We start from the raw sequence: 20,901 nt of genomic DNA, 5'->3' as shown, positions 1-20,901 counted from the left end.
CTGCGGCGTTGGTGCTGGGGCCGGGTGGGTCCGCAGCCCGGCGTTGCGGGGTGCCGCTGCGCCCACCCGTGCCGCCTGGGGGCACCTCCCAGGCCCTTAAGGCACTGGGGGAGGCACGACTGCCCGCAGCTCAGCCCCCCGCCTAGGCGTTACTGGTCCGAGGAGAAGCGGACCGCTCCTGCTGGGATTTGGGCGTCGCACCAGATGCGGGCGCCGTCGCGGAGTTCGTTGTCGGGGCCGATGACCGCGCCGTCGCCTATGACCGTGCCGGTGAGGACGGAGCGTTCGCCGACGCGGGCCCGGGTGCCTATGAGGGAGTCGGTGATGACCGCGCCGGGCTCGATCACGGCGCCCGGGAGGATCGTGCTGCCGAAGACGCGCGCGCCCTCCGCCACGAAGGCGCCCTCGCCGACCACCGTGCCGCCGGACAGCTTCGCGTCGGCCGCGACCGTCGCCGTCGGCAGGACCAGGCGGTCGCCGCAGCGGCCGGGGACCGCCGGGGACGGGGCCCGGCCCAGGACCAGGTCCGCCGAGCCCCGGACGAACGCCGCCGGGGTGCCCAGGTCCAGCCAGTACGTCGAGTCGACCATGCCCTGGAGGTGGGCCCCGGCGGTCAACAGGTCCGGAAACGTCTCCCGCTCCACCGACACCGGCCGGCCCAGCGGGATCGTGTCGATGACCGAGCGGCGGAAGACGTACGCCCCCGCGTTGATCTGGTCGGTGACGATCTCCTCGGGCGTCTGCGGCTTCTCCAGGAACGCCAGGACCCTGCCCGTGTCGTCCGTGGGGACGAGACCGTAGGCGCGCGGGTCCGTGACCTTGGTGAGGTGCAGGGAGATGTCCGCGCCCGTGGTCTCGTGGGTGTCGACCAGGGCCCGGATGTCGAGGCCCGTCAGGATGTCGCCGTTGAAGATCAGCACCGGGTCGTCGGGGCCGGAGTGCAGCCTGGAGGCGACGTTGCGGATGGCTCCGCCCGTGCCCAGGGGCTCCTCCTCCGTCACGTACTCCAGGTGGAGCCCCAGCGCGGAACCGTCACCGAAGTACGGCTCGAAGACCTCGGCCAGATAGGACGTGGCCAGGACGATGTGCTCGACGCCCGCCGCTCTCGCTCTCGCCAGCTGGTGCGTGAGGAACGGCACCCCGGCCGCCGGCACCATGGGCTTGGGTGTGTGCACCGTGAGCGGGCGCAGCCGGGTGCCCTTGCCGCCGACCAGGAGGATCGCTTCTGTCACGTGTCGTCTCTGCTTCCTGCCGGGACCGGCCGAACTGTCTTTCGGCCGGTCAGTGTATGCAGACCGTTCCGTGGCGCCTTCGCTGGCCGTGCGGCATTCCGCCCGCTGCCCCCCGACGGCGGTGAACGTGTGTCTCAGCGGCCCTGGTACCGGGCCGCCTTGGAGCGGGCCGAGCCGAGCTTGTTGTAGAGCTTGCGTCCCGGGCAGTCCGTGATGAAGCCGTCCCGGTGACCGGAGATCACGTTCAGTCGTACCTTCTTGCCCTTCCGGTGGAGATTGCTGCCCCCCGACTTCAGGTAGGTCTTACCCCGCGGATTCACCCGGTACAGGCCCAGCTTCCAGGCCGTGAGCCGGGCGACGGCCCGGACGGAGGCGGACGACGGCTTCTTGGCGTCGTACGACCCGAGGACGGCGATCCCCATGCTCTTGCTGTTGAAACCAAGGGTGTGCGCGCCGAGGACCGGCCTGGCCACGCCACCGGCCCGGCCCTCGTAGATCTTTCCGCACTTGTCGATGAGGAAGTTGTAGCCGATGTCCCGCCAGCCCATGCTCTTGACGTGGTAGCGGTAGATACTGCGGATGAGTGACGGGGACTGCGAGCAGCGGTAGTTGTTGCCGCTGGCCGTGTGGTGCACGAAGGCCGCCTTGACCTTCTTCGTGTACCGGAAGCCCCGCTCCCGCAGCCCCTCGTCCGCGCCCCAGCCGCGCCGCGTGACGATGCGCGGGCGCGGGCCGACGTACGGTCTCGCCCGCTGCTGCTGCTCCGTCAGCTCGCCGGGGTTGAGGGCGAGGAACTCCTGCTCGGTCTCCGCGCGGTTCAGCGCCGGGATCTCGGTGGCGCCGAGGGGAGCCAGGTCGGCGTTGACGGCGGAGGCTTCGGCGGCGGCGGAGTTCTCACCGGCGAGACCGGCGAGGCCGGCGGTGCGGGGGCCGTCCGCGGAGGCGTCGGGCGGTGGGGCGTCATCGCCCGGGTCGACGAGTTCGAGGCGGAGGCCGGAGGGGAGCGGGGGCGCGGCGGGCAGGTTGCGGGTGTCCGTGCCGTGGTGCGCGGAGTCGGCTTCCGCGCTCTCGGGTTCGGAGCGGACGCGGAGTTCCACGCCGTCGGAGTCGCCGACCCACAGCGGTGCCGTGGCGCCGCGGACGCGGCCGGAGGTCCTCTCGGGGGTGTCGGGGTCGGCCGCGTGGTCGCCGTTGTGCGTCTCGACGTCCTGCCAGCCCGACCAGGTGCCGGTGCCGGCGGCGCGGGTGCGGACCTGGACGCGGCCGTGCAGTTCGGCTTCGGGGTCGTCCCAGACGATGCCGACGAGGGAGAAGTGGCCTACGGCCCGGCGGGTCAGGCCCTGTTCGGGGCCGCCGGGGGTGGTGGGGGTGGCGCGGTTGCGGCTGAGGGGTTCGAGGGGGAGGGACTGGGTGCTGCCGGGGGCGTACGGTTCGGCCGCGCGTCGGCTGGTGAGAGTCGTGTCCGGTGCCCCCGCGTGGGGCGCGGGTCTCGCTGCCGTGGCGGCTTCCGTGGTCGGCACCGGTCTCGCCGTCGCCGCGACGGCGGGCGGAGTGAGCGGAAGGGCCAGAGCGGCCGCACAGGTGACACCGATCGAAGAAGCAATAAATCCACGCATGCTCCTGAGCTTGGACATAGTCCTATGAGTCTGTCTATTTGGGATTTGACGGACCGTCGGTCGGGGTTCGGCCGAACCGGTGGCGGATTCACGGCGGGCGGTGGCCGGGGCATTGGGCGCGGGCTTGGCCGCCGCGTACGCTTGCGCGGGTGAACGCCACCGATCGCACCCCTGCCGACCTGCTGAATTCCGCGCTCGCAGCGGATCCGGGACGCCCCCTGGTGACCTTCTACGACGACGCCACGGGCGAACGTGTCGAACTGTCCGTGGCCACCTTCGCCAATTGGGTGGCCAAGACCGCCAACCTCCTCCAGGACGAGCTGTCCGTCGAGCCCGGGGACCGGGTGGCGCTGATGCTGCCCGCGCACTGGCAGACGGCGGTGTGGCTGCTGGCGTGTTCGTCGGTGGGAGTCGTCGCGGACGTGTCGGGGGATGCGCGGGCCGCCGATGTCGTGGTGAGCGGGCCGGACGGGCTGGAAGCCGCGCGGGCGTGTTCCGGGGCGCGGATCGCGATGGCGCTGCGGCCGCTCGGGGGGCGGTTTCCGCAGGTGCCCGAGGGGTTCGTCGACTACGCGGTGGAGGTGCCGGGGCAGGGGGACCGGTTCGTCCCGTATGCGCCGGTGGATCCGGACGAGCCCGCGCTGATCGTGGCGGGGCGGGAGTTCAGCGGGGCGGAGGTGGTCGAGCGGGCCCGGGCGGAGGCGGCGGGGCTGGGGCTGACCGGGCCGGGGTCGCGGATCCTGTCGGGGTTGCCGTACGACACGTGGGAGGGGTTGAACGCGGGGTTGTACGGGCCGTTGGCCACGGGGGGGTCCGTGGTGTTGTGCCGGCATCTGGAGCGGGCCGGGGAGGGCGTGCTGGACAAGCGGGTGGAGAGTGAGCGGGTTACGGCTATTGCCCGGTAGGCCGGTTTGACGGTGCTCGGCGTGGGGGCTGGGGGCGGGGCGTTGCGCAGCCCGGCGGAGCGGGGTGCCGCTGCGCCCACCCGTGCCGCCCTTAGCGGCACGATTGCCCGCAGCTAGGCCGGACCGGCGCCCGCAGCTAGGCCGATTGCCCCGTTCAGCCCATCCCCACCCCACCCCCGACCCCCATCCACGCCACAGTCGTAGGAGCAGTGCGCGCGCACGTTCGTACGTCGTGAGGGGTGGTCTCTGTCGTGGGCGACACCGGGAGGCTCGGGCCGAGGGCGGGGGCGTCCGCCAGTGGGCCGGGGCTGGTGCGGCGGCGTCGGCGGCGGTGGGTGCGGATCGGGGCGTTCGGGTTCGCCGGTGTCGTCGTCGCGGCCGCCGGGGCCGGATGGGCCGTGTACGCGAAGCTCAGCGGGAACATCACGCCCGACGAGGCCGCCGCCGCGGAGCTCGCGCGCTACGAGAAGGAGCGGCCCACCTCGCTGGTCAAGGACGCGCGGAACATCCTGCTGATCGGATCCGACTCGCGCGAGGGTGACGACAACGCGCGCTACGGGCGCGACTCCGGGACCGAGCGGTCGGACACCACGATCCTGCTGCACCTGTCCGCGGGCCGGAGCAGTGCCACCGCCGTCTCCCTGCCCCGGGACCTGATGGTGAACGTGCCGGGCTGCCGGCGCCCGGACGGGTCGCGCAGCGCGCCGCGGTTCGCCGCGTTCAACCAGGCCTTCCAGGTGGGCGGTTCGGCCTGCACCATCCGGACCGTCGAGAAGCTCACCGACATCCGCGTCGACCACCACGTCGTCGTCGACTTCCACGGCTTCAAGAAGATGGTCGACGCGGTCGACGGCGTGGAGGTGTGCCTGCGGGAGCCGATCGACGACCGGGCCGCCAAGCTGCGGCTCCCCGCCGGGCGGGTGACCCTCGACGGCGAGCAGGCGCTCGGCTACGTCCGCGTCCGCAAGACGCTCGGTGACGGCAGTGACACGGAACGGATGGAGCGGCAGCAACGGTTCCTCGGGGCACTCGTCAACAAGGTGCGCAGCAATGACGTCCTGCTGAATCCGGCGAAGCTGTATCCCGTGCTGGACGCCGCCACGTCCTCTCTCACAACGGACCCGGATCTGGCGAGCCTTCGCGGTTTGTACGAACTCGTGCGTGGGCTGCGCAACATCCCCATGGAACGTGTGCAATTCCTGACCGTTCCACGGGAGTCGTACGCGTACGACGCCAATCGCGACCAACTCGTGGAGCCCGAGGCGGAGAGGCTGTTCGAGCGGCTGCGTACGGACACACCTGTGGTGGTGGCCGGGAATGTGCCCCGTGGTTCCGCCCCGTCGAGGCCTACCGAATCGCGTGACGGGTCGTACGGGGATTCGCATCCGGGGCCGTTTACCGGGCCTCCCGTCACCGTTTCTCCTCCACCGACCTTCCGGGGGAACACGGCAGCCGAGGACACCTGTGAGTAAAGCGGGCACCAAGGTCACTCCAAGGCAATGGACTCTTCACCCGGGAAATGGGCGAATTGCCCAGGTGTAGGGACGTGGAATTTGTCACCGTCGTCGTTCGGCACTGAACTTGGCGGTTAGTGTGAGCGATCCGGTGCGCCCGGCTCTGAGGACGGTCCTGAGGTCGCGCACTGTGTGACAGAGACCCGGGCGCCTTGGAGGGGGAGGCGCCGCGTGCCCCGACGGAGGAAACAGACAACCGTGGACGCGCAAGGCCGTGGGCGGGCGGACGATATCGATCCCGCAGACCAGTGGGTGCTCAATCCGAACACCGGCGAATACGAACTGCGACTGCCCCCTTCCCCACCGCAGTCGGGCGTCCCCAGCCCTCGCCGGCCACCGGCCTCCGACGGGACCCCGCCGGTGCGCGGCCGCAGGGGGGCCGGCGGTCGCACGGATGCCGGCAGTCGCACCGATGGCAGTCGCACGGATGCGCCCGGCCGCCCGCGGCCCGAGACGCCCGGCCGTGGGGCCCCGCCGCGCAGGCGCCGCGGGGCGCCGGAGGAGCCGCTGCCGGGGCGGCGCGGACGGCGGCCCGCCAAGAAGGCCGCGAAGGGCAAGAAGGTCCTGCTTTGGACCGGCGGCGCGATGGCGTTCGTGCTGGTCGCCGGTGCAGGCGCCGCGTACTTCTACATCGAGCACCTGAACGGCAACATCGCGTCCGTCTCCGACGACGGCGCGAGCACCGGTGGCTTCCAGAAGGACAAGGCCATCAACATCCTGCTGATCGGCACGGACAAGCGCACCGGCAAGGGCAACGAGAGCTACGGCGACTCGGGCAGTGTCGGGCACGCCGACACCACGATCCTGCTGCACGTCTCCAAGGACCGCTCCAACGCGACGGCCCTCAGCATCCCGCGTGACCTGATCGTCGACGTCCCGGACTGCCCGACCACGCAGGAGGACGGGACGCAGAAGGTCATCCCCGGCACGCAGAAGGTCCGCTTCAACACCAGCCTCGGCCAGGACGGCCGCACCCCCAGCTGCACCATGCGGACCGTGACCGAGCTGACCGGGGTCAAGCCGGACAACTTCATGGTGGCCGACTTCAACGCCGTCAAGACGCTGACCAGCGCGGTCGGCGGGGTCGAGGTCTGTCTGGGCAAGGACATCGACGACCCGGACTCCAAGCTGAAGCTGTCCAAGGGCACGCACACCATCGAGGGCGAGCAGGCGCTGGCGTTCGTACGGACCCGGCATGCCGTCGGCTTCGGCGGCGACCTGAGCCGGATCGGGCTCCAGCAGCAGTTCCTGAGCGCGCTGATGCGCAAGCTGAAGTCCAACGACACGCTCACCAGCCCCTCCAAGATGCTCGACCTGGCCGAGGCGGGCACCAAGGCCCTGACCGTCGACTCGCAGCTGGACAGCATCGGCAAGCTGAAGGACCTCGGTCTGGAGCTGGGCAAGCTCAACACCAAGAACCTGACGTTCACCACGACACCGGTGATCGACAACCCGACGGAGAAGGTCAAGAGCACGGTCGTGCTGAACGAGTCGACGGCCCCGCAGGTCTTCGACATGATCAAGAACGACGTCTCCTTCACCGCGGTCAAGGACAAGAAGAAGAAGGAGGCGGCCGCGGTGGCCGCCCGCCTGAAGGGCAGCAAGGCCCCGGCCTCCGAGGTCCGGGTGCGGATCCTCAACGGCGGTGCCGACCCCGGCAGCGCCCAGGAGACGCTCAGCTGGCTCCAGGTCGAGGAGGGTGTGACCAAGTCGGAGAACGCCGGCAACGCGCCCGCGGAGCTGGCGAAGACGACGCTCGAGTACGCCCCCGACCAGGCCGACCAGGCCCGCCGCCTCGCCGACATCATGGGACTGTCCGGGTCGGCGATGAAGCCGGGCGAGAGCGTGGAGAACGCCCAGGGGCTGCCGGCGATGACGCTGACCCTGGGCAAGGACTTCAAGGGTGCGGGCGCTTCCCTCACCGCTCCGTCGAAGGCGCCGGAGGGTGTTCAGAAGTCCACGGCGGACAAGGTCGAGTGCGCCGAGTGACCTGACGGGGCCGCCGTACGTCTCACAGGGCGTACGGCAGGCCTTGTCCGGTGACACGGGGGTGGGGAAGAGCAGATGGCACAGAGCAGCAGTGTGTACGGGGAAGGGACGAGGCCGGGGGCCGTCCCGGGCGAGCCGGTCCCGGGCAGCCCCGTCGGGCCGGGCGACGACGGCCCGGGGGGCCGCAGGCCGGGCCGCGGGCGCCGCGCCCTGCGCTGGTCGGCGGCGTCGCTCTCTGTGCTGATCCTCGCGACTGCCGGCGCCGGCTACCTCTACTACGAGCACCTCAACGGCAACATCGAGAAGGGCCGGCGCAGCAGCGGCGACTCCAAGGCGCGCAGGACCGCCCCGAACGCGGCCGGGCAGACGCCCCTGAACATCCTGCTGATCGGCTCCGACAGCCGTGCCTCCGACGAGAACGTGAAGCTGGGCGGCGCGCGCAAGGACCGCGGCAATCCGCCGCTGGCCGACGTGCAGATGCTCATCCACCTGGCCGCGGACCGCAAGAGCGCCGCTGTGGTGAGCATTCCGCGCGACACCCGGGTCGACATACCCAAGTGCACCGACCCGAAGACCGGGCGGACGTATCCGCCGGTCAACACGATCATCAACACCTCACTGGCCCGGGGCGGAGCGGGCTGCACGCTGGCGACGTGGGAGAACCTCACCGGGATCTATGTCGACCACTGGATGACGATCGACTTCGCGGGCGTGGTGAAGATGGCCGACGCCGTCGGCGGGGTCGAGGTGTGCGTGCGGCAGAACGTGTGGGACCGCCCGCTGCCCGGCGTACCCGGCGGTTCGGGGCTGAAGCTGACGGCCGGCCGGAAGAAGGTCCAGGGCGAGCAGGCCCTCCAGTGGCTGCGCACCCGGCACGCCTGGGGCAGCGACCCGCTGCGGGCCAGGGCGCAGCACATGTACATGAACTCGATGATCCGCACGCTCAAGGCGCAGAACGTCTTCACCGACACGGGGCGGCTGACGGACTTGGCCGAGGCAGCGACCAAGTCGCTGCACGTGTCCGAGGAGCTCGGCACGGTGAAGAAGCTGTACGACCTGGGGATGCAGCTGAAGACGGTCCCGACGGACCGCATCACCATGACGACGCTGCCCACGGTCGAGGACCCGCAGGACCGCAACCACCTGGTCCCGGCCGGTGCCGACGCCGACCGCGTGTGGGACATGATCCGCGACGACGTGCCCTTCGACGGCAAGGGCGCGAAGAAGGCGTCCAAGGCGCCCGAGACGTCCAAGGAGCCCGAGACGTCCGAGGACCCCGCCGCCGCGGACGACGCGATCGGGGTCCTGGTGCAGAACGCCACGCGTTCGGCCGGCCTCGGTCCGGTGACCGGCCGCGCGGGCGCCATCGCGCGGTCGCTCGTGGAGAAGGGCTTCACGAAGGCCGCCGCCGACACCTCGGGCGCGCTGGCCGAGGAGCGGACCCTGGTGCGCTATCCGAGCGCCGAACTGGCGGGCGACGCGCAGCGCGTCGCCAAGTCGATGGGGATTCCGGCGAGTTCGGTGCGGCGGTCGACGGACGTCTCCGGCGTCACGGTCGTCGTGGGCGCCGACTGGCGTACGGGTACGGCCTATCCGAAGCAGCCGGCTCCGAAGGCCGGGGACCTGCCCGGCGACGCGGACGCCCTCAACGGCTCGGACACCGGGAAGTGCATGGACGTGTACGCGCCCTATCGCTGGCAGTGACCGGAGAAGCAACGCGCACACCGGTCGACGACTTCCTTCCACACTCGCACAGGGAATTGGGCGGGATTGCCCAATTGTATGGACCTTGAATTTGTCATTCAGCGCACATCGACGTTCAACTGGGCGGATAGTGTGAGCGATCCAGTGCTTCTGTGATGACCAGTACCCGTGCGCCTTCCGGGGGGAGAAGGCGCCGCGTGCCCCGACGGAGGAAACAGACAACCGTGGACGCGCAACGCCGTGGCCGGGGGGACCAGATCGACCCCGCAGACCAGTGGGTACTCAATCCGAACACCGGCGAATACGAACTGCGACTGACTCCCTCCGGTGCGCAGTCGCCGGTGTCCGGGGCAAGCGGAACCACTCGCCCGACGAGGCCGGGCGGCACGCGCGCCGACGTTCCGCCCCAGCGCCGGCGGCGCGGTGTGCCCGAGGAGCCGCCGCCCGGGCGGCGCGGTGGCCGCCGGCCGGTGCAGCGCAAGCCCAAGAAGGCCAAGAAGGCCCTGATGTGGACCGGCGGCACGATGGCGTTCGTGCTGGTCGGGGTCGGCGCGGCCGGCTACTTCTACCTCCAGCACCTGGAGGGCAACGTCACGACGACCGACGTCGGCAGTGCGGGCGCCAGCAACTTCAGCAAGGACGAGGCCTTCAGCATCCTCATCATCGGCACGGACAAGCGCACCGGTAAGGGCAACGAGGGCTACGGCGACAAAGGCAGCTCCGGGCACGCCGACACCACGATCCTGCTGCACGTCGCCGAGGACCGCTCCAACGCGACCGCCCTCAGCATCCCCCGGGACCTGATCGTGGACATCCCCGACTGTCCGACGAAGCTGGAGGACGGCTCGGAGAAGGTCGTCCCGGGCCTGCGGGGCGTCCGCTTCAACCGGAGCCTCGGGGAGGCCGGCCGGGACCCGGGCTGCACCATGCTCACGGTGGAGGAGAACACCGGCATCGATGTCGACCACTTCATGATGGCCGACTTCAACGCGGTGAAGACGCTGACGACCGCGGTGGAAGGGGTCGACGTCTGCGTGGAGAAGCCGGTCAACGACAAGGAGTCCAAACTCGTCCTGCCCGCAGGCGAGTCGACGGTCGAGGGCGAGCAGGCCCTCGCGTTCGTCCGTACCCGCAAGAGCTTCGGCAACAGCGGGGACCTGGACCGGATCAAGGTGCAGCAGCAGTTCCTGGGCTCGCTCATGCGCAAGATGTCCTCCAGTGACACCCTCACCAGCCCCTCGAAGCTGCTGAAGCTGGCCGAGGCCGCCACCGAGGCGCTGACCGTGGACCAGGCCATCGGCAGCGTCGGCACGCTGAAGGACGTCGCCCTGGAGCTGAAGAAGGTGCCGACGAAGAACATCGCCTTCGCGACCGTCCCGGTGAAGGACAACCCGGCGGAGACGGTGAAGGCGACGGTCGTCCTGGACGAGTCGAAGGCTCCCCAGGTGTTCGACATGATCAAGAACGACGTCTCGTTCACCGAGGTCAAGGAGCGGAAGAAGAAGGAGAAGGACGCCGAGGCCGCGCGGCTGAAGGGCAGCAAGGCCCCGGCCTCCGAGGTCCGGGTCCGGGTCCTCAACGGCGGGGCCGTCACCGGCAGCGCGCAGAAGACCCTCCAGTACCTCCAGGTCGAGGAGGGCGTGACCAAGTCCGAGAACGGCGGGAACGCGCCCGCCGCACTGGCGAGGACCACGCTCGAGTACGCCCCCGACCAGGCCGACCAGGCCCGCCGTCTCGCCGACATCATGGGGCTGTCCGGGTCGGCGCTGAAGCCCGGCGAGAGCGTGACCAACTCCCAGGGCGTGCCCGCCATGACCCTGACCCTCGGCCAGGACTTCAAGGGCGCCGGCGTGAAGCTCGACGCCCCGGTCGAGGCGGCGGACGTGGAGAAGTCCACCGCCGACAAGGTGAAGTGCGCGAGTTGACCCGCTGAGGGCAACTGACCGGCCCGTCATGCGTCTAACAGGAGGCAGGACGGGCCTGTTGCGTGTGCGGGGGGCGGGAAGGACCGGGAAGTGACGCAGAGCGGTGTGCGGGAGAACGAGTCGCGGCAGGGCGTCCGCCGGGAACCGGGCCAGGGTGAGACCACGTCGGCGACGGGTGACACCCCCGGCGGCCGGAGCGGCGAGGGCCGGCCTCGGCGTACCCGGCGGCTGCTGCGGTGGTCCGCCGCCGTGCTCGCCCTTCTCATACTCGGGACGGCCGGGGCCGGATACCTCTACTACCGGCACCTCAACGGCAACATCAAGAAGGACGCGCTGAACCTCGGCGACAACAAGGTCGCCGCACCGACGCCGAACGCCGCCGGGCAGACCCCGCTGAACATCCTGCTCATCGGCTCGGACGCACGGGACAGCAAGGAGAACCAGAGACTCGGCGGCGCCCGTGAGACGTTCGGCGCCGCGCCGCTGGCGGACGTGCAGATGCTGCTGCACCTGTCCGCCGACCGCACCAACATGTCGGTCATCAGCATGCCCCGCGACACGCTCGTGAAGATCCCGAAGTGCACCGACCCGGACGACGGGAAGGTGTACCCGGGAACCCAGGGGCGGACGATGACCAACCAGAGCCTCGGCAACGGCGGTCCGGGCTGCACCGTGGCCACCTGGCAGGAGCTCACCGGCATCCACATCGACCACTTCATCATGGTCGACTTCGCGGGCGTGGTGTCCATGGCCGACGCCGTCGGCGGCGTCCCGGTGTGCGTCGACGCCAACATCCACTCGCGCACCTCCGACGGCAAGGGCTCGGGCCTGAAGCTGGAGAAGGGCACCTCGTACATCCAGGGCGAGCAGGCCCTCCAGTGGCTGCGCACCCGCTACGGCTTCGAGGACGGCAGCGACCTCGCCCGCGCCAAGGCCCAGCACATGTACATGAACGCGATGGTCCGCCAGCTGCGCGAGAACGCCACCCTCAGCAGCCCGAACAAGCTCCGCAGACTGGCCGAGGAGGCCACCCGGGCGCTGACCGTCGATCCCGGCCTCGACACCGTCAAGAAGCTCTACGACCTCAGCAACGAGCTGCGCAAGGTCGAGCCGGCCCGCATCACCATGACGACGATGCCCAACCGGTACGTCGGCGCCCGCGTGGAGCCGACGGATGACGCCGAGCAGCTGTTCCGGCTGGTACGGGACGACATCGCGCTGGACGGCAAGGACAAGGACGGGGACAACGACGGGGAGAAGGCTGCGGAGAAGGCCTCCTCCGACCCGGCCGCGGCCGACGACGAGATCCCGGTCCAGGTCCGCAACGGCACCCGGACCGACACCCTGGCCGCGGCGCGCGGGCGCGCGAGCACGGTGGCCGGGCTGCTGACCGAGCAGGGCTTCGCCGAGGCCGTCGCCGACACCACCGGCTCGTGGAGCGAGGAGCGGACCGTCGTCCGCTACCCGAGCGCGGACCTGGAGGGCGACGCCCAGCGGATCGCCAAGGCCCTGGGGCTTCCGCTGAGTTCGGTCAAGCGGTCGACCGACGTCTCCGGCGTCACGCTCGTCGTGGGCGCCGACTGGCGGGAGGGCGCGGAGTACAAGGCGCCGAAGCGGAACAACAAGACCCCGAAGTCGGCCGAGGCGCTCAACGGCGCGGACGACAAGGCCTGTATGCGCGTGAACCCGAACTTCACCTGGTGACGGAAACGGGCCCCTCCCGAGTCGGGAGGGGCCCGCACGCGTGCGGTGTGCGTCAGGCGGCGGTGGCGTCCGCGTCCGCCCGGACCGCCGGACGCCGGGACGCGATGACCTTCTTCGCCAGCGACCGCGGACTCGTCAGGAAGCCCCAGCCCCACGACATGTGCATCGTGGCGAGCGCCACGGGGATCTGCAGCCGCGCCTTCAGCGGCAGCCCCTTGCCCGCCGGGACCGAGCCGAGCAGGATCGCCGCGAGATAGCCGCCGGGCACGACGAAGCCCCACGGCGTCAGCAGCGCGCCCACCAGGGTCCCGGCCGCGATCGCGCACAGGGCGGTCGGCGGGGCGAGGTAGCGCAGGTTGATCGAGCCCTCGTGGTACCGGGCGACGACGTGCCGCCAGCGGCCGTAGTCCTTGTACTGCTTGGCGAGCGCCTTCACGCTCGGGCGCGGCCGGTAGGACACCTTCAGCTCGGGCGAGAACCAGATGAGGCCCCCGGCCTCCCTGATCCGGAAGTTCAGCTCCCAGTCCTGGGCGCGGATGAACTCCACGTTGTAGCCGCCCTGCTGCTCCAGCGCCTCGCGCCGGAACACCCCGAGGTAGACGGTCTCGGCCGGACCCGCCTCGCCGCCCGTGTGGAAGGAGGCGTTGCCGACCCCTATCTTCGAGGTCATCGCGGCGGCGACGGCGTGCTCCCAGTCGTTCTCGCCCTCGGCGTGCATGATGCCGCCGACGTTCTGCGCGCCGGTCTCCTCCAGGAGCCGTACGGCGGTGGCGATGTAGTTGGGCGAGAGCATGCCGTGCCCGTCGACGCGGACGACGATCGGGTGCCGGGAGGCGTTGATCGCCGCGTTCAGCGCCGCGGGCGTACGGCCGGTGGGGTTGGGGACGGTGTGCACGCGCTTGCTTTTGAGAGACGCGGTTTCGGCCACGAGTTCGGCGGCGATCTCGTCCGTGCGGTCCGTGGACGGACCGAGGGCGATCACGACCTCCATCTCGCCGGCGTACTCCTGCGCGAGGATCGCTTGGACTGCTCCCCGCAGGTGCCGTTCCTCGTTGAGGACGGGCATGATCACGGAAACGGCGGGGAGCCGCACGTCGGGATTGGCGTTCATAGGGGCCTCACGTTACCGCGAACGGGGGACACCGGTGCGCGCCGCAGGGGCGGTACCGCGGGCCGCAGATCGTATCGGCCTACGGTTTCACGGATCCCACGTACGGCCGTCGTCCGGAGGTGTCCCCTTGCCCACGCCGCCGCGATCCCCTCGGTCCACCGCCGCCCCGCAGCGCCGCCCGCAGCCCGCCCCCGGGCGCCCGCGCAGGCCCGCGCCGCCCGCCCGGCGCCGGAAGCCGCGCTGGGGCATGCGCGTGGTCACCACCCTGTCCGTGGTGGTCCTCGCGTCCGCCGGTATCGGGCACGCGGTGATGACCAGCCTGGACGCGGACATCGCGCGGGTCGACCCCTTCAAGGACATGAAGAACCGGCCGCAGGCGGGCCACGGCATGAACGTGCTGCTGGTCGGCACCGACGGCCGCGAGAAGATCAGCAAGGAGGAGCGGCGGAAGTACCGGCTGGGCGGGGCGCCCTGCCACTGCACCGACACGATCATGATCGTGCACATCTCGGAGGACCGGGAGCGGGCGAGTGTGGTGAGCCTGCCGCGCGACTCCTACGCCGTGATGCCCGCGCACGTCGACCGGACGACGGGCAAACGGCACGGCGGGCACCCGGTCAAGCTGAACGCGGCGTACGCCGAGGGCGGGCCGCAGCTGACCGTGCGGACGGTCGAGAGCATGACGAAGGTGAAGATCGACCACTATCTGGAGGTCGACTTCACCAGCTTCATGAGGACGGTGGACGTGGTCGGGGGCGTGCAGATCTGCACCGCGGACCCCCTGAAGGACAGCTACACCGGCCTGAACCTGCCGCCCGGCCGGCACACGCTGGGGGGCGGGCAGGCGCTCCAGTACGTGCGCGCCCGGCACATCGACGGGGCGTCGGACCTCGGCCGGATGAAACGGCAGCAGCGCTTCATGGCGGCGCTCGTGGAGCGGATCACCTCCTCGGGGATCCTCCTCAACCCGATGAAGTTCCGGGACGTGACACGGGCCGTGCTCGGCTCGGTGCGGGCCGACAAGGGCTTCGGCGCGGACCAGATGCTGGACCTGGGCCGGGCCATGCGGAACTTCTCCCCCTCCTCCTCCGAGTTCACGACCGTCCCGATCGGGCGGATGGGATACGCGGTGAAGGGCGTCGGCTCCACGCTCAAGTGGGACCCCGTGAAGGCGGAGCGGCTCTTCCACGCCCTGCGCGAGGACCAGCCGCTGTCGGTGCACCGGGCGCGTGGCGCGGCCCGCATCGTCTCGGTCGCCCCGCAGCAGATCCGCGTCCAGGTGGAGAACGGCACGCGCACGCCCGGGCTGGGCCGCCGGGTGGACGCGGCCCTGGCCTCGACGGGCTTCCGGACGACCCGGGCCCCGGTGAACGCCGCCGTCCGTGACGTCAAGCGCACGATCGTCGCCCACGACCCCCGCTGGGACCGCTCGGCCAAGTCCCTCGCCACGGCCCTGCCGGGCAGCGAACTCCGCCCGGTCAAGGGCCTGGGCGCGACCCTGAAGGTCATCGCGGGCGCGGATTTCGAGCGCGTGCGCAAGGTGCGGGCCGAGGACCCGGGGCAGGGCGAGTTCGGGGTGGTCCGCGGCGATGAGGTGGCGTGCTCGTAGGGCCCTGACGCACGCATGGCGGATTCCTTCCCTCCGCCCCGTGGCGGCCGGGCCCCGGCAGGCGTAGGACGGAAGGGCACAAAGGACCGATTCCGGTCCTCACACCCCGCCCGGGAGGAATCATGACCCAGCAAGCCACCATGCCCCCGCTGAGCAAGGAGATGCAGGACTGCGTCCAGGCGTGCATGACCTGCCACAGCGTCTGCGAGGAGACCATGAGCTCCTGCCTGCAGATGGGCGGTCAGGCCCAGATGCAGATCATGCGCGCGGTCATGGACTGCGCCGAGATGACGCGCATGTGCGCCGACATGATGATGCGGCGCTCGCCGCTGTCGGCCGAGATGTGCGCGATGTGCGCCCGGGCCTGTGACATGTGCGCCGAGGCGTGTATGTCCATGCCGGACGACGCCCAGATGATGCGCTGCGCCGAGGCGTGTCGCCGCTGTGCCGAGATGTGCCGGTCGATGTCGGCCGCCACGATGTGAGCACCGCCTCACAGCAGTCGGGGGCACCCCCGTGGGTGCCCCCGACGCATGCCGGTGCTCAGTTGCCCGAGACGGTGACCGCCTCGTCGTTCTTCAGCTGGTCGACCAGCGTCTTCAGCTTCGCGGTGTCCCACTGGAGGTTGCCGTTCGCGGAGTTGCCCGCGATCGGCATGTTCATCGACTTCCCCTCGCCGCCGCTGACGCCCTTCATGGCCCAGAACATGGATGCCAGGTCGAACAGGCCCATGTCCTTGTCGACCACGAGGGAGTCCAGGCCCGCGCCCATGGTCGGGTACAGCCTGAACGGGTTGAGGATCGTGCTCGGGGTGGCGACCTGGTTGGCCAGCGCGGAGAGGAACTTCTGCTGGTTCTTCGTACGGTCCAGGTCGGAGCCGGCGAGCGCGTAGCGCGTACGGACGAAGGCGAGGGCCTGCTCGCCGTTGAGGGTCTGCTTGCCCTTCTTGAGGTCCGCGCCGGACTTGGTGTCCTTGATGTCCTGCGGGATGTCCATCTCGACGCCGCCGACCGCGTCCACGATGTTCGCGAAGCCGCCGAAGCCGATCTCCACGTAGTGGTCGATGTGCAGGCCCGTGTTGGACTCGACGGTACGGACGAGCAGCTCCGGTCCGTCCTCCGAGTACGCCGCGTTCAGCTTCGTCTGGCGGCCGGTGGCCGGGTAGAGCTTGCCGGAGTCGGAGCCCTTGTACGACGGGATCGTGACGTTCGAGTCGCGCGGCAGCGAGATCAGCGTCGGGCCGTTGCTGCCGGTGTGCAGGATCATCATCGAGTCCGTGCGCTTGCCCTCGGCGGACCCGGTGTGCAGCTTCTTCTTCTCCTCGGCCGACATGCCCGCGCGGCTGTCGGAGCCGACGATCAGGTAGTTCGTGCCCTCGCCCGCCTCCGGCCGGTCGATGACCTTCGACAGGTCGACGTCGCGGTTGAGCTTGGAGTCGGCCCAGAAGTACGTGGCGACGCTCGTCACGACCAGCACCGTCACGAGCGTGATGGTCGTCACCTTGATACGGCGGCGCCAGTTCGGCGCGGGGCGCGGCTCGTACATGCCGTCGCCCGGACCGCCGGGGCCCCTGCCGCCGGGTGCGCCGTAGACCTGGCCGGTGTTGTAGCCGCTGTCGTAGCCGCTCGGCGGCTGGGCGTAGCCGCCGTCGACGTACGACGGCTGCTGCGGCACTCCGCCCTGGTACGGCGGGGCGCCGCCGTAGCCGGCCTGCCCGGGCGATGCCGCCGGACCGCGGCGGACCTGCCGCATGACACGGGCGCTCTCGGGCTGTGCGCTCGAGCTGCCGCGTCCGTAGCGGTTGCCGCGGTTGTCTCCGGAGAATCCCTCGGGCCAGTCATTCATGCGCCCCAGTGTGCAGGTCCCGGTAGTACGCCATACAAGAGTCGTCGGAAAATCAGAGCACGGCTGTGGCGAAGCTGACACAAAACCCCCTCATACCGCGTCGGCATAAGGTAGGGGCCATGACAGACCAGGCCTCAGCTGCGGATTCCGGCACTGCGGATATCCCGGGCAAGCCGACTTCGGCCTCCCGCACCACCCTCAGCCACATCATGACCCACAACGACACCAACCTTCTGGGGACGGTGCATGGCGGCGTGATCATGAAGCTGGTCGACGACGCGGCGGGTGCCGTGGCCGGGCGGCACTCCGGCGGGCCGGCGGTGACGGCGTCCATGGACGAGATGGCGTTCCTGGAGCCGGTCCGTGTCGGTGACCTGGTCCACGTCAAGGCGCAGGTCAACTGGACCGGCCGCACGTCCATGGAGGTCGGGGTCCGCGTCCTGGCCGAGCGCTGGAACGAGTCGGCCCCGCCCACACAGGTCGGATCCGCCTACCTCGTCTTCGCGGCCGTCGACGCCGACGGCAAGCCGCGCCGGGTCCCCCCGGTCCTCCCGGAGACCGAACGCGACAAGCGCCGCTACCAGGAGGCCCAGATCCGCCGCACCCACCGCCTGGCCCGCCGCCGGGCGATCATGGACCTGCGGGAGAAGCGGGCGGCTGAGGGGTTCGAGGACTGAACGGGCCTCCGACCGGGAGGCAGGAGGCCCGTTCGCCCGTCCCCGGGCCTGCTACGGCAGGTTGCGCGCCATCACGATGCGCTGGACCTGGTTCGTGCCCTCGTAGATCTGCGTGATCTTGGCGTCGCGCATCATGCGCTCCACCGGGTAGTCCCGCGTGTAGCCGTAGCCGCCGAGGAGCTGGACGGCGTCCGTGGTGACCTCCATCGCCACGTCCGAGGCGAAGCACTTGGCGGCGGCACCCAGGTAGGTGAGGTCGGCGTCGACGCGCTGGGAGGCGGCGGCTGCCTGGTAGGTCAGGGCGCGGGCGGCCGAGATCTTCATCGCCATGTCGGCGAGCATGAACTGGATGCCCTGGAAGTCGGCGATCGGCTTGCCGAACTGCTTGCGCTCCTGGACGTAGCCCTTGGCGTAGTCGAGGGCGCCCTGGGCGATGCCGAGGGCCTGGGCGGCGATGGTGATGCGGGTGTGGTCGAGGGTCTTCATCGCCGTGGCGAAGCCGGTGCCCTCCTCGCCGATCATGCGGTCGGCGGGGATACGGACGTTGTCGAGGTAGACCTCGCGGGTCGGGGAGCCCTTGATGCCGAGCTTCTTCTCCGGGGCGCCGAAGGACACGCCCTCGTCCGACTTCTCGACGACGAAGGCGGAGATGCCCTTCGAGCGCTTCGACGGGTCGGTGACCGCCATCACCGTGTAGTACTCGGACTCGCCCGCGTTGGTGATCCAGCGCTTCACGCCGTTGAGGATCCAGTGGTCGCCGTCGCGGACGGCCTTCGTCTTCATGCCGGCGGCGTCGGAGCCGGCGTCCGGCTCGGACAGGCAGTACGAGAACATGCCGTCGCCCTTGGCGAGCGGGGCCATGTACTTCTTCTTCAGCTCCTCGGAGCCGGAGAGGATCACCGGGAGCGAGCCCAGCTTGTTCACCGCGGGGATGAGGGAGGACGAGGCGCACACGCGCGCGACTTCCTCGATCACTATGACGGTCGCCAGGGCGTCGGCGCCCGAGCCGCCGTACTCCTCGGGTACGTGCACGGCGTGCAGGTCGTTCGCGACCAGTGCCTCGAGCGCCTCGCGCGGGAAGCGGGCCTCCTCGTCCACCGCGGCGGCGTACGGCGCGATCTTCGCCTCGGCCAGTGAGCGGACGGCGTCGCGGAGCATGTCGTGCTCCTCGGACGGGCGGTACAGGTCGAAGTCAGCCGATCCGGCCAAGGTCTCTCACGCTCCAAAACGCTGCGATGGTGACGCTAACTACCGTTAAGTAATCAAAAGTTTATGGGCTCGCCCACGGGAGGGATACGTGACCTAGACGACAGCGGGAAAGTTGCCCCGTGAAGCGCGCCTCCATGCCCCGGATATGCTCGGGCGCGCACCTGCCGTAGACCCCTGGAGCACCCATGGCCCTGAAGATCACCGTGATCGGCACCGGTTATCTCGGCGCGACACACGCGGCGGCCATGGCCGAGCTCGGCTTCGAGGTGCTCGCCCTCGACGTCGTGCCCGAGAAGATCGAGAAGCTGGAGCGCGGCGAGGCCCCGATGTACGAGCCGGGGCTCGACGAGCTGCTGCGGCGGCATGTCGCGGGCATCGAGGGCGCCAGCGGGCGGCTGCGCTTCACCCAGGACTGGGCCGAGGTCGGCGCGTTCGGCGATGTGCACTTCGTCTGCGTGAACACCCCGCAGCGGCACGGCGAGTACGCCTCCGACATGAGCTACGTCGACTCCGCGTTCGCCTCGCTCGCCCCGCATCTGCACGGTCCCGCCCTGGTCGTCGGCAAGTCGACCGTCCCCGTGGGCACCGCCGACCGGCTGGCGGCCTACCTGTCCGCGCACGCGCCGGCCGGTGAGGGCGCCGAGCTGGCGTGGAACCCGGAGTTCCTGCGCGAGGGCTTCGCCGTCAAGGACACGCTGCACCCCGACCGGATCGTGGTGGGCGTGCGCAGCGAGCGCGCCGAGAAGCTGCTGCGCGAGGTGTACGCCACGCCGATCGCCGAGGGTTCGCCGTTCGTGGTGACGGACTTCCCGACCGCCGAGCTGGTGAAGACCTCCGCGAACTCCTTCCTCGCCACGAAGATCTCCTTCATCAACGCGATGGCGGAGGTGTGCGAGGCCGCGGGCGGTGACGTCGCCAAGCTGGCGGAGGCCATCGGCTACGACGACCGGATCGGCAAGAAGTTCCTGCGGGCCGGGATCGGCTTCGGCGGCGGCTGTCTGCCGAAGGACATCCGGGCGTTCATGGCGCGCGCCGGCGAGCTGGGCGCGGACCAGGCGCTGACCTTCCTGCGGGAGATCGACTCCATCAACATGCGCCAGCGCGGGCAGATGGTCGAGCTGACCCGGCAGGCGCTGGGCGGCGGGCCGTTCCTCGGCAAGCGCGTCGCCGTCCTGGGCGCGACCTTCAAGCCCGACTCGGACGACGTCCGGGACTCCCCCGCGCTGAACGTCGCCGGGCAGATCCACCTCCAGGGCGGCCAGGTCACGGTCTACGACCCCAAGGGCATGGACAACGCCCGCCGCGTCTTCCCGACCCTCGGCTACGCCGACTCGGCGCTGGAGGCGGTGCGCGGTGCCGACATCGTGCTGCACCTGACGGAGTGGCGGGAGTTCCGCGAGCTGGACGAGGAGGCCCTCGGCGAGGTCGCCGCGGCCCGGGTCATCCTCGACGGCCGCAACGCCCTCGACCCGGAGCGCTGGCGCAAGGCCGGGTGGACATACCGGGCGATGGGGCGGCCGACCGCCTGAGTGTGGCCGGTCGGTGGAATTCGGTTGGGTTTCATGAATTCCTGACGGCTTTGCGACGGGTCCGGGAATTCTCGCGGGATCGGTGAAGGACCGAGCGGATCCGCGGGGATTCCCGGTGCGTTTTCAGGCTGCGCTCGGGCAGTCCCCCCAAGGGCGACAGCCCTCTGGCGGCCTCGACATACGCCGTCGCCCTCGAAATCATCAATATGAGTTCGAATTCTATTCGAGCAGTACGCGGAATCGACCGTTCTCACGGGCCGGCGCACCGGCAGAGAGGGTCAGGCAACAATCGATTAACAGACGCGTAGTTGCGCGGAATCCCCCTTCCACTC

Annotated in this window: 15 protein-coding genes; 10 read left to right on the top strand and 5 right to left on the bottom strand. The window is 70.3% G+C overall.

Annotated features, from left to right (window positions below; genetic code table 11):
* Positions 1-149 precede the first annotated feature (149 nt).
* Positions 150-1,232, bottom strand: a complete 1,083-nt coding sequence (gene manB, locus ACZ3I3_RS09930; RefSeq protein WP_467363975.1) for a mannose-1-phosphate guanylyltransferase — start codon at positions 1,230-1,232, stop codon at positions 150-152.
* Between the two features lie 134 nt (positions 1,233-1,366).
* On the bottom strand, positions 1,367-2,848 hold the full coding sequence (locus ACZ3I3_RS09925; protein ID WP_467363973.1) for a peptidoglycan recognition protein family protein: 1,482 nt from the start codon (positions 2,846-2,848) through the stop codon (positions 1,367-1,369).
* Positions 2,849-2,997: 149 nt separating this feature from the next.
* Here ACZ3I3_RS09925 and ACZ3I3_RS09920 point away from each other — a divergent pair, with 149 nt between their 5' ends.
* From ACZ3I3_RS09920 to ACZ3I3_RS09895, 6 genes are all read left to right on the top strand, one after another.
* Entirely contained in the window at positions 2,998-3,753 is a 756-nt protein-coding gene (locus tag ACZ3I3_RS09920; RefSeq protein ID WP_467363971.1) for a TIGR03089 family protein, read from the top strand.
* Between the two features lie 251 nt (positions 3,754-4,004).
* Positions 4,005-5,225 (top strand): LCP family protein, encoded by a 1,221-nt coding sequence (locus tag ACZ3I3_RS09915; RefSeq protein WP_467363970.1) that lies wholly within the window; start codon positions 4,005-4,007, stop codon positions 5,223-5,225.
* A gap of 240 nt (positions 5,226-5,465) precedes the next feature.
* On the top strand, positions 5,466-7,256 hold the full coding sequence (locus ACZ3I3_RS09910) for an LCP family protein (RefSeq protein WP_467363968.1): 1,791 nt from the start codon (positions 5,466-5,468) through the stop codon (positions 7,254-7,256).
* A gap of 75 nt (positions 7,257-7,331) precedes the next feature.
* Positions 7,332-8,960: an LCP family protein gene (locus tag ACZ3I3_RS09905; protein WP_467363967.1), complete on the top strand. Its 1,629-nt coding sequence runs from the start codon at positions 7,332-7,334 to the stop codon at positions 8,958-8,960.
* A gap of 224 nt (positions 8,961-9,184) precedes the next feature.
* The gene (locus ACZ3I3_RS09900) at positions 9,185-10,885 is read left to right on the top strand and encodes an LCP family protein (RefSeq protein WP_467363966.1); all 1,701 of its coding nucleotides are present in this window, start codon (positions 9,185-9,187) and stop codon (positions 10,883-10,885) included.
* A gap of 90 nt (positions 10,886-10,975) precedes the next feature.
* Positions 10,976-12,589: an LCP family protein gene (locus tag ACZ3I3_RS09895; protein ID WP_467363964.1), complete on the top strand. Its 1,614-nt coding sequence runs from the start codon at positions 10,976-10,978 to the stop codon at positions 12,587-12,589.
* Positions 12,590-12,641: 52 nt separating this feature from the next.
* Here ACZ3I3_RS09895 and ACZ3I3_RS09890 read toward each other — a convergent pair whose 3' ends face one another.
* Positions 12,642-13,700, bottom strand: a complete 1,059-nt coding sequence (locus ACZ3I3_RS09890) for a glycosyltransferase family 2 protein (RefSeq protein WP_467363962.1) — start codon at positions 13,698-13,700, stop codon at positions 12,642-12,644.
* Positions 13,701-13,827: 127 nt separating this feature from the next.
* On the opposite strand from ACZ3I3_RS09890, the gene ACZ3I3_RS09885 reads away from it, so the two are divergent.
* Together ACZ3I3_RS09885 and ACZ3I3_RS09880 are read left to right on the top strand one after the other, a co-directional pair.
* Positions 13,828-15,309 (top strand): LCP family protein, encoded by a 1,482-nt coding sequence (locus ACZ3I3_RS09885; RefSeq protein ID WP_467363960.1) that lies wholly within the window; start codon positions 13,828-13,830, stop codon positions 15,307-15,309.
* A 122-nt stretch (positions 15,310-15,431) separates the two neighbouring features.
* Positions 15,432-15,794 (top strand): four-helix bundle copper-binding protein, encoded by a 363-nt coding sequence (locus ACZ3I3_RS09880; RefSeq protein WP_467363958.1) that lies wholly within the window; start codon positions 15,432-15,434, stop codon positions 15,792-15,794.
* 58 nt (positions 15,795-15,852) lie between these two features.
* On the opposite strand, the gene ACZ3I3_RS09875 is transcribed toward ACZ3I3_RS09880, so the two are convergent.
* Positions 15,853-17,154, bottom strand: a complete 1,302-nt coding sequence (locus ACZ3I3_RS09875) for an LCP family protein (protein WP_467363956.1) — start codon at positions 17,152-17,154, stop codon at positions 15,853-15,855.
* Positions 17,155-17,273: 119 nt separating this feature from the next.
* Here ACZ3I3_RS09875 and ACZ3I3_RS09870 point away from each other — a divergent pair, with 119 nt between their 5' ends.
* Positions 17,274-17,831: an acyl-CoA thioesterase gene (locus ACZ3I3_RS09870; protein ID WP_467363954.1), complete on the top strand. Its 558-nt coding sequence runs from the start codon at positions 17,274-17,276 to the stop codon at positions 17,829-17,831.
* Positions 17,832-17,882: 51 nt separating this feature from the next.
* Here ACZ3I3_RS09870 and ACZ3I3_RS09865 read toward each other — a convergent pair whose 3' ends face one another.
* Positions 17,883-19,040 carry an acyl-CoA dehydrogenase gene (locus ACZ3I3_RS09865; RefSeq protein WP_467363953.1) on the bottom strand — a complete coding sequence of 386 codons (1,158 nt, stop codon included), beginning with the start codon at positions 19,038-19,040 and terminating at the stop codon, positions 17,883-17,885.
* Positions 19,041-19,225: 185 nt separating this feature from the next.
* On the opposite strand from ACZ3I3_RS09865, the gene ACZ3I3_RS09860 reads away from it, so the two are divergent.
* Positions 19,226-20,569 (top strand): UDP-glucose dehydrogenase family protein, encoded by a 1,344-nt coding sequence (locus ACZ3I3_RS09860; RefSeq protein ID WP_399414228.1) that lies wholly within the window; start codon positions 19,226-19,228, stop codon positions 20,567-20,569.
* Positions 20,570-20,901 lie beyond the last annotated feature (332 nt).

The organism is Streptomyces sp. NPDC016851 (assembly GCF_055562795.1).
This window is presented reverse-complemented; position numbering and strand designations above follow the sequence as displayed.

Bases quoted from the DNA above. Each gene is read 5' to 3' on its own strand.
- ACZ3I3_RS09875 (WP_467363956.1), bottom strand. From the start codon at position 17,154: ATGAATGACTGGCCCGAGGGATTCTCCGGAGACAACCGCGGCAACCGC.
- ACZ3I3_RS09925 (WP_467363973.1), bottom strand. From the start codon at position 2,848: ATGCGTGGATTTATTGCTTCTTCGATCGGTGTCACCTGTGCGGCCGCT.
- ACZ3I3_RS09870 (WP_467363954.1), top strand. From the start codon at position 17,274: ATGACAGACCAGGCCTCAGCTGCGGATTCCGGCACTGCGGATATCCCG.
- ACZ3I3_RS09905 (WP_467363967.1), top strand. From the start codon at position 7,332: ATGGCACAGAGCAGCAGTGTGTACGGGGAAGGGACGAGGCCGGGGGCC.
- ACZ3I3_RS09880 (WP_467363958.1), top strand. From the start codon at position 15,432: ATGACCCAGCAAGCCACCATGCCCCCGCTGAGCAAGGAGATGCAGGAC.
- ACZ3I3_RS09860 (WP_399414228.1), top strand. From the start codon at position 19,226: ATGGCCCTGAAGATCACCGTGATCGGCACCGGTTATCTCGGCGCGACA.
- ACZ3I3_RS09890 (WP_467363962.1), bottom strand. From the start codon at position 13,700: ATGAACGCCAATCCCGACGTGCGGCTCCCCGCCGTTTCCGTGATCATG.